We start from the raw sequence: 15,343 nt of genomic DNA, 5'->3' as shown, positions 1-15,343 counted from the left end.
AAATTAAATAGGGTGAAAGGTTTTAATTGTAAGAAAAGACCTTCTTATTTCATAATAAACTTTTTATTTCTGTTTCCATCGGCCGTAATTAGTTTTACAATATAAACACTGGCGCCTACGGGATTTATTGTTAAAATGTTCTGTTTTTGTAGTGGAATATCAGTATGTGTCTGTACAAGTTTTCCGCTTAAATCAAATACATGAACCTCAGATATCTCAATCAGTTCAGGATTATCAATTCTAAGTTCATAAGTTTCGTCATTATATTTAAAATCTATTGTTGAACTTAAATCAGGTTTTTCTGGAATTTCGGGAATCGCTTTAATATTCGTAAAGATTATTTGAAACCTGTTGTGAATTCTACCCGGCGGAGAGAGAGCGTCATAAGGTTTTTCTTTAAGATCATGCACGGTATCCAGTAATTTATCATTTAAATAAACCGGAATTTCATCAGGGAAATTTTCAAGACTATCTATATGAATTTTAAAATACCCATCTCCGGCTATTTTTACACCAATAGGTAAGACCTGATCTGTGTTAAAATTGGGAACACCCTGAATCACAACTTTCGAGGAATCTATAAGCCAGTACATATCTTCCTGGTTATTTTCTATTAAAGGAGCGTCATAACCAAGGTCAAAACCATTGCTGGTATTAACATCTCGGGTAACTAAAATTTGCCGGTGGTAACCTTTTGGAGAATGGAATTTAAGCCTAATTTTTGCTCTTTCATCGTTATCCTGAGCTTTTATATTTTTTGATTTGGCAAGAGGTTGAAGAAAAATTGAACTGCTCACATTTTCTCTAACACCCTGGCGCTGGGAATTTTTAAAAATAACATCACCTCCTGCAATTGTAATATTTCCTGAATTCTCTTCATCTAACCTTGTGTTTAGGAAGAATCCCTGACCTACAGGAATAAATTGTTGCGGGGTTTTTGTCCCCTTGGCATCATTAGCATTTATGCGATAATCATTTGAAATTGCCTGCACCCCGCCAGCCAGTGAATATGCTGCATAACCACCCACATATTCCCTAAGTATATGAGTATTTTCTGCTCCAAAATGATCCCAAAAATAAACCACCCCGTTAAAAACATTTTGTGAATTTCTTCCGTCGGTAACATCTTTTAGATTATCCAGGATAAATTCGTTGGCATTTAGTGCCGACGGATATGGGTTGCCTACCAGGTAATTCATATCTGGACCAATGTTTAATTCAATTCTGCCATTATGCGGCTTACCAGTAAAAACATAGTTTTGTTCCTCCAGAATTGAAGCCGTACCCGAGCTTCCTTTCATAGTAAACCCTTCGCCGGTGTTAAGGGTCCCGTTAGCTCCAATATGTTCCCAGTCTCCATATTGGTTTGCTCTGCCGTTAAAAGCATGTAGCCAGTAGGCACTTATTATAATAGGAGATGTTCGGGCCTGGTCCGCTGCCGCATGACCTCCTCTGAAATCTATATTTAAAGGATTCTGTGTGTTTGTGCCATCTCGCAAGATTGTGGAAATGGTATATGGCGAATTATTACTACTTCCTTGTGCACTAACCGGTGAACTCCAGTAATTATAGTTAAAACTGTTACGGGTGCCCTGTTGATCTCGCTCTAAGTAACCACTACTGGCCTCTTCCAAAATACTACCCTCATCCTGCAAAAGTTGGGATTCGCCAATTAAATTTATTATTCCATCTAATTTCAAATAATGGGTAATACGCAGAAATTTTCCATTATTATATTCATCCATCGCATCACTGGGATCGGCAATTTCCAATTCTTTTTCTTCGCATATTAATCCCAAAACGCTAATATCTTTATTTCCTGAATTAACATTGTGAGAAGTTCTAACAATATTCCATTCAATTGGATCTCCATTTATTCCTGTGCTGTTTGGCGCATCCCAAACTTCAAAATGCGTCCAGGTATTATTAGTAGCCCAGGTTTGCCCGTCTATTCGTGAAGTGTAGGGCAGGGGCGCCGTATTTTCCTGGAGCGTTTCCATATTTTTAAGTTTGCCAGGGATGGCATTGTGTGCCAAATCGGGAGTGGTTCCTCCGGCTACAAGTTCCTCCTGAGCTAATAATTGATAGTATCCCGCTAAGTCAGCAAAACCTAATCCTTGCGGTACATTCATAGGAATTTCTACTCCCATTTGAGTACCATTATTGTAGAGACGTTGGTTCATCATAAACCTTATTTGTTCTACGGTAATAGCAGTATTCCAAATTCTGACTTCTTCTATCCAGCCGGTAAAATAATTTTCAGCACTACTAGTGATATTATTCCAGCTAGCGCCTATAAGGGTTCTTTCACCACCATTTCCGAGGTTAAAATTACCGCTTTCAATTCCGTCTATATAAAGAGTATTATTAGAAACAGCAATATGATACCAACGGGAATTTGTATTAATTCCAGCCGGTAAGTTTTCTAAATTAATTTTGAAGTTAGGCCCGCTAATAATAGTTCCTGTTGAAGCTTCAGGCCGAATCCACGCCTCTAAACTGTAATTTCCTGTATAGGTTTCGCCTAAATCAACATAGTCGTTTAACCCATCAAAATCAAGGGCAATACAATCTTCAAAAATAACTTCCGCAGTTTCATAAATTGGTGAACAAGCTTCATTTTCAATTAAATTTCCATTCTCGTCCGTTTCAGTTGATTCTAAAACCCAGGTAATAGTATAGCTTTCCGGACTTTCTGATTGCGAGGTGAAAATAGCATTCGGGTTGTTTATAGGATCGCTCTCATTGTTCGGATCAATATTTGAAAATTCGTAGCCTGTGGGCCCTTCTACTACCCATTTTCCAATATATCCATCCAGGGTAGGATAGGAAGTGATTTCGCCCTGAGCTTCGCTACTTACTGTGGCAGATAATTGTGCAGAATAAACTCCGCAGCTCCCGGTTTCAGCCTGGACGGTAGAAGTATATTGGTCGTAAACAAAAACTTTAATTTCTTCATTATTGGTAGCAGTAGCGCAAGAACCGCCTGTATATTCTAAAGTTGTGGTAATTACAGAGACATTCCATCCAATTTCAGTAGGTTCCCAGATTTCTGAATTATTTGTACCAATAATAACCGGAGTATCAGGATCTGTAGTGTCTTCCCAAACTACACCAACATTTTGTGGTCCATCGGGTAAAATAATATTATCAATAGCCCATACATCACCCTGTCTGGCTCCAACATAACTAAACATTATTCTTAAGTTGTTTTGCCCAATATAATCGCCCACATCAATTTCAATTTTATTTTCAGGTCGTGAAATAGGCGTTCCCGAGGCAAAATTATTATAATTCCCACTTGAAGGATCCCCGTTATTACTATATAATGAGGTGTAAGTACTGCCGCCGTTTGTTGAAATTAAAACTTCAATAGAGGCTCCATCGGTAAGGTTGTAGGCCTGATCAAAAGTTAAAATACCTGAGTCCATTCCGTCTAAAGCAAATACATTGGTCTCCATAGTAGAGGTGTTATTGCCAGAAACCAGGGAAAAACCTTTATTTCCGTCATCTAAACTGTGATCAAATAATTGATATGAGGTGTTGTACGGGGATGTAAGGTTTGCTGTAATAAATTCCCTTGGCGTCACTCTGCGCCAAACGTTGGGCGCGGTATTGTTTGCGCTGGTTTCAAAGTTTTCTTCAACTCCATTAGAATTTATAATTCTCCAACCCTGTTGATTTATTGAAGCGTTATCAAAATTACCACTATCATTTACTCCGTCACCAGATTGATAACCCGTTTCGGCACTTAAAGTGACATCGGTTCCCAAACAAATTAAATTCTCACTCACAGTTACGGGAGCAGGTTCAATATTAGAAGAGATTACACTTAAAATAGCCGTTCTGCTTACCACTGGATTAGTACAGGAACCATTTACTATTTCAGCCTGAAAAATTAATGTTTCGTTACCAACCAACCCGGTGATAATTGCTGAAGAAAGGACATTGCCGTTTTCCCCTGGTATAGTTTGAAAAGAGGCCTGTGATGCAGTTCGGTATTTCCAGGCAACTACCTGCCCGGTATGGCCGGAAAGAACCAGGTCTTCTAAAAATTCTGGATCTTCACAAGTGGTATATAATCGGTCGAAACCTGCAAAATTTAATTCGCCGCCAATTGGACGTTCATCTACCTGTATATATATTGTTTCTGAAATAGTTTCTTCACAAACTCCATTTTGTACCGCAGCTCTAAAGCCGGTGGTTGTGATAAGGTTTTGATAAGTATAGCTTGTAGAAATTTCCGATTCTTCTAAATCTATGGTTTCCCAGGTTTCACCATTATCTTCTGTGAATTCCCAACGAATTACTTCACCATTAATACCAGACAATGCAATTTCTCCCGAATTATTTCCAGTACAAACATTGGTTTCTCCAGATATGGTTCCGGCATCGCTGGGTTGATCTACTTCAATGGTAATTTCAGCGGCTGTAGAACATTCTCCAGTCCCTGTACCAACCACTTTGTAAGTAGTAGTTATTTCCGGATTCACCTCCAGGGAAGCGGTAGTGCCAATTTCTTCATCGGCTTCATTGTACCAAACGTAAGTATCAGCTCCCTCCGCAGTTAATGTTACCAACGATGCGGCACACACCAGGTTTTCAGAAGAGGTTATGGTAACTTCTGGTAACTCATGAATAAGGACTTCAATAGCAACTTTATCGCTTTCGCAATCATTTAGACTTTGAGAAACGTAATATTGGAACGTTCCCATACTTTCAGTATTGGGCAGGGGCGCTTCTGAAAGCAGATTTTCCTCAGCATCATACCAATTTAAACTAGCCGAGTCCGCTACCACAGCTTCAAGAGGATTGGCTGTCTCGCCTTCACAATATTCTATAACAATTGTAGTTTCGGGAACTGCAGGTTTTTCTTTAATATTTACACTTACTGCTATACGTTCACTTTCGCAAACATCTGGTGTTTGGGTAACCCAATAAATGGTTTCTCCCGGTTCATCGGTACTCGGCACCGGAGTTTCAGGAAAAGCATCATCACCGGTTTCAGTGGCGTACCAGGTAAGATTTTCACCTGCCAGAACGCTTAAAGCAGGAGCTTCTTCATATTGACAATATTCAAAATTTGCGACCGTAGGTGGTTCCGGTACTTCATTTAAACGTAATTGAAAAGGATTAGTCACTGCGGTAGAACAAGTGAATTCTGCCGGCCCCTGAACTTCCACATAATAGTCGCCATTGTAATTGGTAGTGACATTTATTATCTCCAATGTACCAGCATACCTGCCGTTTTCATCGGCCGGTTGAGTAGTGATTGTAATATTTTCATCGGAATCATCTACTATGGAATTTCCTTTATACCAGGTGAAAGTTAATGGTGCACCGTTAGCATGGGCAATAAACTTCATGGTAACTTCTGAAAAACCGTCTCCGCAAATCGGCACTTCGGTCACAGGTTCTTCTATAATTATATCTTCATCTACGTTTAAGCTAACGGTTTCTGAAATAACCGGTGAACAACCTGCCGGTCCACTAACTTCAACAAAATATTCGCCGGCGTTTTGGGAAGTGGTATTATTAAAAGATAAAGTGGTTTCGGTAGCTCCTGAAACTGCTTCTCCATCCCGGAACCATTGATATTGAAGTTCATCACCAGTTGCAACTACAGAAAGTTCACTGGGTTCTGTAGAGCAAATCCCTACACTAAATGGTTGAGAGGTAATTGCCGGAGCTTCATAAATTATGATGTTGGTGGTAACTTCTGAAGCAGTACAGGCATCAATTTCTGGAAGTGTATATGTTATGGTATGTTCGCCGGGTTCGCTTGCTGCAGGATTAATATTCCCTTCACTATCTATAACTAAACCGGGACTTCCAGAAAAAGTTCCGGTTTTATAAAGCTCTGGTGTTTCTTCAAAATTAACAGGAAAGTTTTCACTATTTGAACTGCAAAATGGTGCATTGTAAGAAATACTCGCATAAGGAACTTCGGTAATACTTACATTAGTGGTTAAAAATACTTCTTCGCAACCTCCCGCAGCTGCTATAATACATGTGACTGTATAATCTCCCGGATCACTTGAGCCGGGGAGAATGTCTCCGGAATTTTCATTAATTGAAAGTCCCACAGGAGAAGCTGAAAAAGTTCCGCCGGCAATAGTTCCACTCACTTCCGAAAAATTTATTTGTTGAGGTGTATTATTTGAAGCACAAAAAGGCCCGGCATAATTTAAAGTTGCTGTTGGTAATTCTGTAATTAGGATCTCAGTTTCTGTAGAAATCATTTCGCATCCCGCTGAAGCTTCTAAGACATAGGTCACTGTATAAGTGCCTGGATCACTGTTTGCCGGATTTATTTCACCGGTTTCTGCGTTAACCGCTAAACCTGAGGTCGAAGAAAAAGCACCTCCGGTTATTGCCCCACCTCCGGTAATCGCAGGAGTGAAAGTTGAGGAATCACCCTTACAAAATTCATTGAAATCGTATGTGATTTCAGGAGTTGGAATTTCAGTAATTACTACCTCACTTGTAAATTCATATTCATTACACCCATCGGCAGCAGGAGTAGTATATGTTACCGTGTAAGTTCCTGGCGTGCTATCAGATGGATTTATAGTTCCCGTATTAGCATCAATAGATAAGCCTGCTTCTGCCGTAAATGAACCATTTTGGTAATTTCCGCTACCCGTTAAAGTTACTTCTTTGGTTGAATCACCGGCCGAGCACATTGGCGTCTCATAGCTAAAGTCTACTTGAGGAATTTCTTTAATGCTGATGGTAGTGGTAATTAATACCTGTTCACAACCTAAACTTGCCGGAATTGTATAAGTAATATTGTAATCACCGGGTTCACTACTGGAAGGACTTATTGTTCCTGTGCCGGGATCAATCTGAAGCCCGGGTTCAGCGCTAAAAGTTCCGTTTTCATAAGCTCCGATGGTATTTTCAAAAGTCACTGATTTAGCCTGGTCATCATCTTCACAGAATATAGATTCTTCATATACTAATTCTACTGAAGGAACCGGATTTACGGTTATTTCAAGGCTTTCGGAAAGCGTTTGAACGCAAGTGGGTTCTTCCTGGTATGATGTACTTACTAATTCATAGGTGGTAGATTCTGTGAGATTCCCGGAATTAAAAACGGCTTCCCCATTCTCATTTAAATCTATGGTTTTTGTGGTTCCGTTTTCAGTATAGGTGACTTGAGTATTGGGTGTACCTGAAAGTGTAATACCTGTAGTTGAATTTTCACAAATATCATGATTCTCTGTTAGGAAACTGGCCGTAGGGTTTGGTGCAAAGTAGAGAGTAACTTCAGCATAACCATCTCCACAAGCATCGGGATCGTTCTTATTGGTTTCTGGTTCTGGCACATTCACTGTGATAGTTATTTCCTGACCAAAATCGGCTGAGGTTGGTATATATTGGATAGTAAAATTATTAGGATAATTATTTGTAATAGGTGGAATATCTGTAAAGCTTCCCCCTCCATTATGTGAAAATGCAGGTTTAAATTTTTTGAAACCTCCAAATTCAATAGTTACATCAATTGGAACGGCCGTAGTGGTAGAACATAGATCCTGGTTTTCTCCAAGATCGGTTATTACAAAATCAGAAACCGTAATTTCTGAATATTGACTTTCAGTGCTCTCACCGCAAATATTTCCAGCCACTACTTTTACTATTTCATTTGAATAAGGAGCACTATTAGTAACATTCACAAGAATTGCATTGGTATTCTCGCCACTTACTATTTCCCATCCCGAAGGTAAAATCCAACGATAATAATCAACTTCAGAATCATTAGGAACACTAAAAGAGATATCATTACGAGGTGGGCAAATGGCATCTATTCCCAAATCTGTAGAGATAGTTCCGGGTTGATTTGGCACATCGTTTACGGCTGTTACTGCCAGACTAATTATCTCACTTTCACCGCACTCATTTTTGGCAAACACTTCAATGTTTCCGGAAGTTGGAGAGGCACTAACAATAATACTGTTGGTGTTTTCTCCTGAAGTAATTACCCAGCCGGAGGGTAATGACCATTCATAAGAATCAGCGTAGCTAATTTGGGGAATACTATATTCCAATTGAGTTGCATCTGCGCAAACTTCAACTTCCCCGGTTATTTGGATATTCTCAATTACTGGGGCAGGTGGATCAATATTTACCTCCAGGGTTTGTAAATTACCTGTACCGCAGTTATTAGTTGCTGAAACACTAACTTCTCCACTCTCTCCATATTGCCCACTGATAACCTGAATTTGTGGTGTACCCTGACCTGAAACTATAGTCCAGCCCTGGGGCAGGTCCCACGTGTACGACTCAGCTTCATTCATTTCAGAAATTGAAAAACTTAAAGAACTTTCAGGACAAATCACTTCAAATCCGTCTGCTATTTGCAGGCTTATTTCACCGGGAAGGGGAGGAGTTCCATAGTCTACATTTACTGCTAGACTATTTGCTTCGCTTTCACCACAGGAATTTACAGCTGTAACGCTAATGTTTCCGTTTTGATCATAATTCCCGGTGGTTACGCTAATTTGATTTGAATTTGCATCGCCATTTATAGTCCAACCTGCTGGTACTGTCCAATTATAACTTTCAGCATCTGGAACCTGAGAAATGGAATAGGTTTCTATAATACCCGGACAAACCTGGTTCACGCCAGAAATGTTACCAGGGGTATTAGGAATATCTGCTTGCACAGTGATGTTTAACTCACGTGCAATACTCTCTCCACAAGTATTTATAGCGATTACTTCTAAAATCGTATTGCCTGGATTCCCGGTTGTTAGGTCAATTGTATTAGTGGTACTACTGCCGCTCCAATCGCTAGGAACAATCCATTGGTAAGACTCTGCATTTGGAACTTCACTTATTGAATAACTTTCAGGGGTGCCGGGACATACTTCAGTATTGCCGGAAATTCCTCCCGGCTGAGTAGGGGCACCCGGTTCCACATTTACAGAAAGTGTCTGCTCAGTTTCCCCACAATCATTAATAGCTCTTACACTAATTTCTCCTCCCTGGCTTCCTGTGGTCACTTCTATACTGGTGCCGGTGCTGCTACCATCCCAACCCTCAGGTAATTCCCATATATAGGAATCAGCAAAATTTACTGCTGAAATATTATAAGTGGTGCTTATGCCCGGACAAATACTTATTTCTCCCTGGATGTTTCCAATACTTGCCGGTGGACCGTCTTTTTCGCTTATACTAATAACATTACTGGAAAAATCTTCTGTACAGGGTAAGCTGGAACTTACTAAAAGCTGTACGTTATCTCCTTCAACTAAGTTTCCGGAAAAAGAATTGCCTGAACCTTGAATTTCACCATTCACCTGCCATTGATAATCTGGGTTGGTTCCTGTATTTGAAGAAGATGCTATATTAAAGCTGATGAGGTCACCGGGACAAATTTCTTCTGAATTGGCTGCAATCACCGCGCTTCCTACTCTAACGGGGTTTACTGTCATCTGAATATAATCACTGGTAAGGTTACATTCTGTATCATCATCACTGGTCACAATAACTTTTATGCGGTCATTATGTGAAAGAGTACTGGTGGTAAATTCGGCGGCATTAGGGCCAGTATTCGTATTGTTAATTTGCCATTGATAATTAAGATTACTGCCAGTATCTGCCGTGGCGCTGAAAGTGACTTCTTCTCCCGCACAAATTTCCCTGCCGTTGTTAGAACTTATACTTAGCGAGTTGGGGCAGGCCTGCCCGTAAATACCTAAAGGAACTATTATAAATATTAGGAGTAGTATTTTTCCCATAATTGTAATGGATTAGCCGATTAAAAAAAATACGTAGGGGTATAAGGTTAAATGGCTTGAGACGATAAGTCCCTGGGGTGAAGTCGATTAACAATTAAAAATACTACTTTAAAAAATCGTTCTAAGTGATTATCGTTGAAGTGAAGTTTTATTCGATTAACTACTGATTTTACGATTTTTCCTACTAAAATTAATGAAGTACTGAAAATTAGTAGTCTGTAAGGATTTTAAAGCAGGAGGAAATACAAAATTAACTTTCAAAAATTATTAAATAAAAAAGCCACAGCTTTTAAACTGTGGCTTTTTGAAATTATATTTTACAGAATTATTCTCCCAAAAATGGATATCTGTAATCTTTTGCTGGTACAAAAGTTTCTTTAATCAGCCTAACTGAAGCCCATCTTAGTAAGTTCATTTTAGAACCGGCTTTATCATTAGTACCGCTGGCGCGGGCACCACCAAATGGTTGCTGTCCAACTACTGCGCCGGTAGGTTTATCGTTTATATAGAAATTACCTGCAGCATTTTGAAGTAAGTCGGTAGCGATTGCCGCCATATAACGGTCTCCAGAGAAAACTGCTCCAGTAAGTCCGTAAATACTGGTGTTATCTACAGTTTTTAGTAAGTCTCTCCACTTTTCTTCACTGTAGTTTTTATCATCATATACATAGATGGTTACCACTGGGCCAAATAATTCGGTTTCCATTGTAGTATAATGAGGATCTGAGGTGAGAATAACGGTAGGTTCAATAAAATAACCTTCAGATTTATCATAATTTCCACCAATTACTACTTCAGCGTTTTTGTCTTTTTTGGCGCGGTCTATATAGCCTGCCAGTTTATCAAATGCTCCTTCGTGGATAACTGCATTAATAAAGTTAGACATATCTTCTGGAGAACCCATTTTAAAAGATTCTAAATCTGTTTTCACAAATTCTTTAATCTCTGGCCAAAGACTTTCTGGAAGGTAAACTCTTGAAGCGGCACTACATTTTTGTCCCTGGTATTCAAAAGCACCACGGGAAATTGCCGTAGCTACTTCTTTTGCGTTAGAAGTTGGGTGAACCACAATAAAGTCTTTACCACCAGTTTCTCCTACAATTCTTGGGTAGGTTTTATATTTATTGATGTTGTTACCAATTTTACCCCAAATTCCTTTAAATACGTCTGTACTTCCTGTAAAGTGAATTCCGGAGAAATCAGGACTGTCAAGCACGGTATTGGTGATCATTTCAGGATCTCCCATAACCATATTAATTACACCATCTGGTAGACCGGCTTCCTGGAATACTTCCATAATCACCTGCGCAGAGAAAATCTGGCTGTCACTGGGTTTCCAAACAGCTACATTACCCATAAGGGCTGCACTTGAAGGAAGGTTGCCAGAAATAGCGGTAAAGTTGAAAGGTGTAATTGCGTATACAAAACCTTCCAATGGTCTATATTCTACTCGGTTCCAGTTTCCGTCAGAAGATTCAGGTTGCTCATTGTACATATCTGACATATATTCTACGTTAAAACGTAAAAAATCACAAAGTTCGCAAGCTGAATCAATTTCTGCCTGGTATATATTTTTTGACTGCCCAATCATAGTGGCAGCGTTAATTCTTGATCTGTAAGGCCCTGCAATTAAGTCGGCTGCTTTTAAGAAAATCGCAGCACGTTGTTCCCATTCCAGTTTTGCCCATTTTTCTCTGGCCTTTAAAGCCTCGTCTATCGCTTGTTGAACGTGCTTCTTCTTGGCGCGGTGGTAAGTTCCTACTTTATGTTTATGATCATGAGGAGGACGAATATCTGCAGTATCTCCTGTCTTTATTTCTTCAGATCCAATATAAAGTGGTACTTCCATATTGGAATTGTAGAGATCTTTATAAGTGAGTAAAACTTCTTCCCTTTCCGGGGTTCCCGGAGCATAAGTTTTTACCGGCTCGTTAACCGCCTGTGGAACGTGAAAAAATCCTTTTCCCATAGTTATTTTATGTTTTTTTGGTTTTTAATTATTGTGAGTATAAAGGTAAAAAATTTAGGTGATTTTGAATCCTTATGAAGGCGCATTCACGAAAGCTTAACTATTTTTGTAAATTCAATACTTTTATTAAGATAATTTTATGTGCACCATAAGTCTCACGCCTCATTTCAAAAATTCCAACGGATTTATCTTAACATCTAATAGAGACGAAGCTACGGAGCGGGAAACCTATCCGCCTGATTTTAAAATCGAAAAAAATACTTTATTACTTTTTCCTGAAGATGCCGTGGCCGGTGGAAGCTGGATTGGTGTGAGTGAAAAACAACGGGTTTTATGTTTGATGAATGGCGGTTTTGAAGCTCATAAACGCGAAGATTCTTATCGAAAAAGCAGGGGCGTGGTATTAAAAGACTGGCTAATTGCTGAAGATATTAAAACCGAAATTGAAAACTACAATCTCAAAAACATAGAACCCTTCACAGTAGTGATAGCCGATTGGTCCTCAGAATTATTTTTTGCTGAATTTGTTTGGGATGGAGCGCAGAAACATTTTAAAGAATTGCCGCTTCAGCCACAAATATGGTCTTCTTCTCCTTTATATACTTCAGCCATGAAAAAACTGCGGGAAGAATGGTTTTCTAAGTTTCAAAAAGAAAGAAATCTTTCTGCTGAAAATCTATGGGAATTTCATCATTCTGCAGGAGAAGGTGATAAAGAGAAAGATTTGATAATTGATCGAGGTTTTTTGAAAACCAAGAGTATTTCCCAGATAGAATTTTTACCGGGAAAATTGAATTTTAAATATGAAGACCTGGAACAGGGAAAAATAAGTAATAAAGAATTTACCGGGATTTAATTTAAAGCAAATGGGGCGCTTAATTTAAAAGTAGGAATCTTAACCCTGAATTTTCGGGTTGAGGTAAAGCTTACCATATTATAGTAACCACTCATAGATCCAAAAGGAGAACTAAGCAAACAGCCACTCTGGTAAGTATGGGATTCCCCGGGTTTTAAAACCGGTTTTTGTCCAATAACGCCTTCACCCTGTACAATCTCGGTATTGTGTAAAGCATCTTTAATTTTCCAGAAACGCGAAGTTAATTGTACTGAATCGTTACTTTGATTTTCTATAGTTATATGATAAGAAAAGGCAAAACGAGAGCCAAGGTTCTTTAAAAAAGTACCTTCAAAATTGGTGTGGACCGAAATTTTTATGCCTCTTGTAACTTGTTGAATCATATCTTAATATATGGCAAAAGATGCTAAAATTGAAATTATTGTAGCGATTCCCGCTAAAATAAAAAATATAAAGTTTAAGAGCATAAACTTTACAATCGTTTTAACACGCCCCTGGCAATAGAAACCACGTAAGGCTTTATATAAATAAAAAGCAAAAATAAAGTTGAAAAGTATAAATGCCCAGTTGCCCGGAAATAAGTAATCTACGAATAGCGCCAGGCTTAATAGTATAAAAAAGGTGGTTTGTACGTGAAAAGTAAAAACTAAATGCTCAATATAATTAAAAGGTCGTCTAATATATAATAACCAGATAAATAGTGCGAAAACCGGCAAATAGAAAAAGATGATAAAAGGAAGTTTATTGATAAAATAATTTAAAAACAACCCAGGATTCTCCTTTAAAGTATTCCAATCTACCGCTTTTTTATAGAGCCAGTGATTATAGCTGGTTTGCGGATATGAAAGACTGTCCATGGCAGTTTCGGCATTTCTAATGGTTGTTTCTTTATAAAACCTTGAGTAAAGATCAAATTTTAAATTCCCGGCGTCTAGGTAACTCATGGTATCCAGCTCCTCGTGAGGTTTGTAAAATTCCCGGTAAGGTTTTTTGGCGTTGCGTTGTTGATTTATAATTAAGGAGTCGAGATTAATTTCTTTCCCGCCGGGCGTAGGAATCATATTTGGACCGGTAATACTATCCTGAACTAATTCTTCAATTTCGTCATCATTTACTATGGGTTCTATATCAAAAGAATTTCCAAAGCCCCAGATCAGAAAAAAGATAATTGAAGCGCTTAAGTAAAATTTAAAGGGATTTGCATACCGCATTCTTTTTCCCTGGATATAATCTTTAGAAATTTTCCCGGGAGAAAATAATAAAACTCGTATGGTGCGGTGAAAACGGGAATCGTAGGCAAAAATACCGGAGAAAAATTCTGTAAAAAAATCATCGAATTTTAACTTTTTAGTGCTGTTTAATTGTCCACAGTTGGGGCAATATTTATCACTCTTATCCAGCGGATGTTCACAGTTAAGACATTTGGTGCCCCTGTACTTTAAATCGTATCTGCTACCTGCCATTTTTGTAACGAGTTGGTTAGTCTCTCAATCTAATTGGTAATCGTGGTAGAATTTCCTGAACCCACCCCAATTAAACGGTCGTATCTTGCGCCCGGACTTCGGTAATAAACCAAAACCTGGTAGGAGTTTTCGGTTTCGTCAAAATTTCCGGTAAAAAAGCCTTCATCAATAGTTCCGTCGGGCCGTTTTAAAACATATTTATAATTATAAAATCCTTGTTTAAATAACCTGGCTCCCTCATAAAGATCGTTTCCTTCATTATAAGTAAGTCGGGTGCTTTTATCTAAAGTAAAATTATTAAAACCTCCGTAAATATGTACTTCGCCTCCATTTAATTCAGAATAATTTTGAAGTTTAAAATGAACCCAAACATATTCAGCTTCAATTGAAGGATTTTCTGCAGGCAGGCTTCTTATTACAAACTGCCCGTTAATATCGGGATTGTATGTGTAAGGTTCATTGGCACGGGTGCGATCTGGAAATAGATAATGATGATAAAGTTCGTTAAGTGAAACTGAACTAATATCGGCAGAAGAGGCTCTTAATTCTTTATTGTCAAACTGAATATATTCGTTGCCGCCCCAAAAAGCGGTTTCAGAATCGTAACGGTAAACCAGGTCGTTCCCCACTGTGTACTGTGGTTTTATATTTTTAATTGCGGTCTTTAAATTGTGGTTTTGTGTAATGAGAACATTCACCGTATTATCAGGATTTTTAAGTATCAAGTCTGGAGATTCTATATTGAAATTCACCACTTGTTTTTCATCTATAAAATTCAAATCCCTGGAACGTCTAAGGTTTAACCTAACCCGGGCAATATTTTCGTAAACCATGAATTTTCGAGAAAAAACCAGTTCTTTCTGCCCGTTAAAGATTTTTATCATATAATTTCCGCTTAATTTAAATCCGCCGGTATCTTCATTGGGAATTTTGAGCTCGTAATGCGAGAAGGGCTGAAGCGTATTATAAGAATTCAAATAATTAAAAATCCTAATATCATCAAAACCAATTAAATATTCAGATTTTGCCAGTTGGTTAGGCGTCCAATCGTAATTATAATGTTCTATGGTATAATAATAATCGGCTTCGTCACCAATAATATCGTCAAACTTTAGAGAAAGCTGTTCTCCAAGTTGCAAAATAGGATTTCCCATATTGCTTTGACTGTTTCCTGAGAGCTGAACGCTTCTTATATAACTGGGCGGAAGTGTTTCTTCTACAACCTGGGCAGCCAGGTTTAGCGAGAAAATTGTTACAAAAAAGAATATAAAATAGTTTTTCATTAAAACAGAATCTACGCAAATGTACT

At 38.5% G+C, this 15,343-nt stretch carries 6 protein-coding genes; 1 reads left to right on the top strand and 5 read right to left on the bottom strand.

The window, feature by feature from the left end; genetic code table 11:
• Positions 1-44: 44 nt before the first annotated feature.
• Together BM084_RS07425 and pruA are read right to left on the bottom strand one after the other, a co-directional pair.
• A complete protein-coding gene (locus BM084_RS07425; RefSeq protein WP_093304023.1) occupies positions 45-9,746 on the bottom strand; it encodes a T9SS type A sorting domain-containing protein in 9,702 nt (3,233 codons plus the stop codon).
• A gap of 325 nt (positions 9,747-10,071) precedes the next feature.
• Positions 10,072-11,715 (bottom strand): L-glutamate gamma-semialdehyde dehydrogenase, encoded by a 1,644-nt coding sequence (pruA, locus tag BM084_RS07420; protein WP_075324665.1) that lies wholly within the window; start codon positions 11,713-11,715, stop codon positions 10,072-10,074.
• 139 nt (positions 11,716-11,854) lie between these two features.
• On the opposite strand from pruA, the gene BM084_RS07415 reads away from it, so the two are divergent.
• Positions 11,855-12,571, top strand: coding sequence for an NRDE family protein (locus tag BM084_RS07415; RefSeq protein WP_075324664.1), 717 nt, complete (start codon positions 11,855-11,857; stop codon positions 12,569-12,571).
• Here the strand turns inward: BM084_RS07415 and apaG are convergent.
• From apaG to BM084_RS07400, 3 genes are read right to left on the bottom strand one after another with little or no spacing between them, the layout of a single operon-like run.
• Positions 12,568-12,954, bottom strand: coding sequence for a Co2+/Mg2+ efflux protein ApaG (gene apaG / locus BM084_RS07410; RefSeq protein ID WP_093304019.1), 387 nt, complete (start codon positions 12,952-12,954; stop codon positions 12,568-12,570). The two genes, BM084_RS07415 and apaG, sit on opposite strands and share 4 nt — an antisense overlap.
• Positions 12,955-12,957: 3 nt before the next feature.
• On the bottom strand, positions 12,958-14,034 hold the full coding sequence (locus BM084_RS07405; protein WP_075324662.1) for a DUF3667 domain-containing protein: 1,077 nt from the start codon (positions 14,032-14,034) through the stop codon (positions 12,958-12,960).
• Positions 14,035-14,063: 29 nt separating this feature from the next.
• Positions 14,064-15,317 carry a type IX secretion system plug protein gene (locus BM084_RS07400; protein WP_075324661.1) on the bottom strand — a complete coding sequence of 418 codons (1,254 nt, stop codon included), beginning with the start codon at positions 15,315-15,317 and terminating at the stop codon, positions 14,064-14,066.
• Positions 15,318-15,343 lie beyond the last annotated feature (26 nt).

The sequence above is a fragment of the Salegentibacter agarivorans genome, assembly GCF_900113135.1.
Lineage (GTDB): Bacteria > Bacteroidota > Bacteroidia > Flavobacteriales > Flavobacteriaceae > Salegentibacter > Salegentibacter agarivorans.
This window is presented reverse-complemented; position numbering and strand designations above follow the sequence as displayed.

Bases quoted from the DNA above. Each gene is read 5' to 3' on its own strand.
- BM084_RS07425 (WP_093304023.1), bottom strand. From the start codon at position 9,746: ATGGGAAAAATACTACTCCTAATATTTATAATAGTTCCTTTAGGTATT.
- pruA (WP_075324665.1), bottom strand. From the start codon at position 11,715: ATGGGAAAAGGATTTTTTCACGTTCCACAGGCGGTTAACGAGCCGGTA.
- BM084_RS07415 (WP_075324664.1), top strand. From the start codon at position 11,855: ATGTGCACCATAAGTCTCACGCCTCATTTCAAAAATTCCAACGGATTT.
- apaG (WP_093304019.1), bottom strand. From the start codon at position 12,954: ATGATTCAACAAGTTACAAGAGGCATAAAAATTTCGGTCCACACCAAT.
- BM084_RS07405 (WP_075324662.1), bottom strand. From the start codon at position 14,034: ATGGCAGGTAGCAGATACGATTTAAAGTACAGGGGCACCAAATGTCTT.
- BM084_RS07400 (WP_075324661.1), bottom strand. From the start codon at position 15,317: ATGAAAAACTATTTTATATTCTTTTTTGTAACAATTTTCTCGCTAAAC.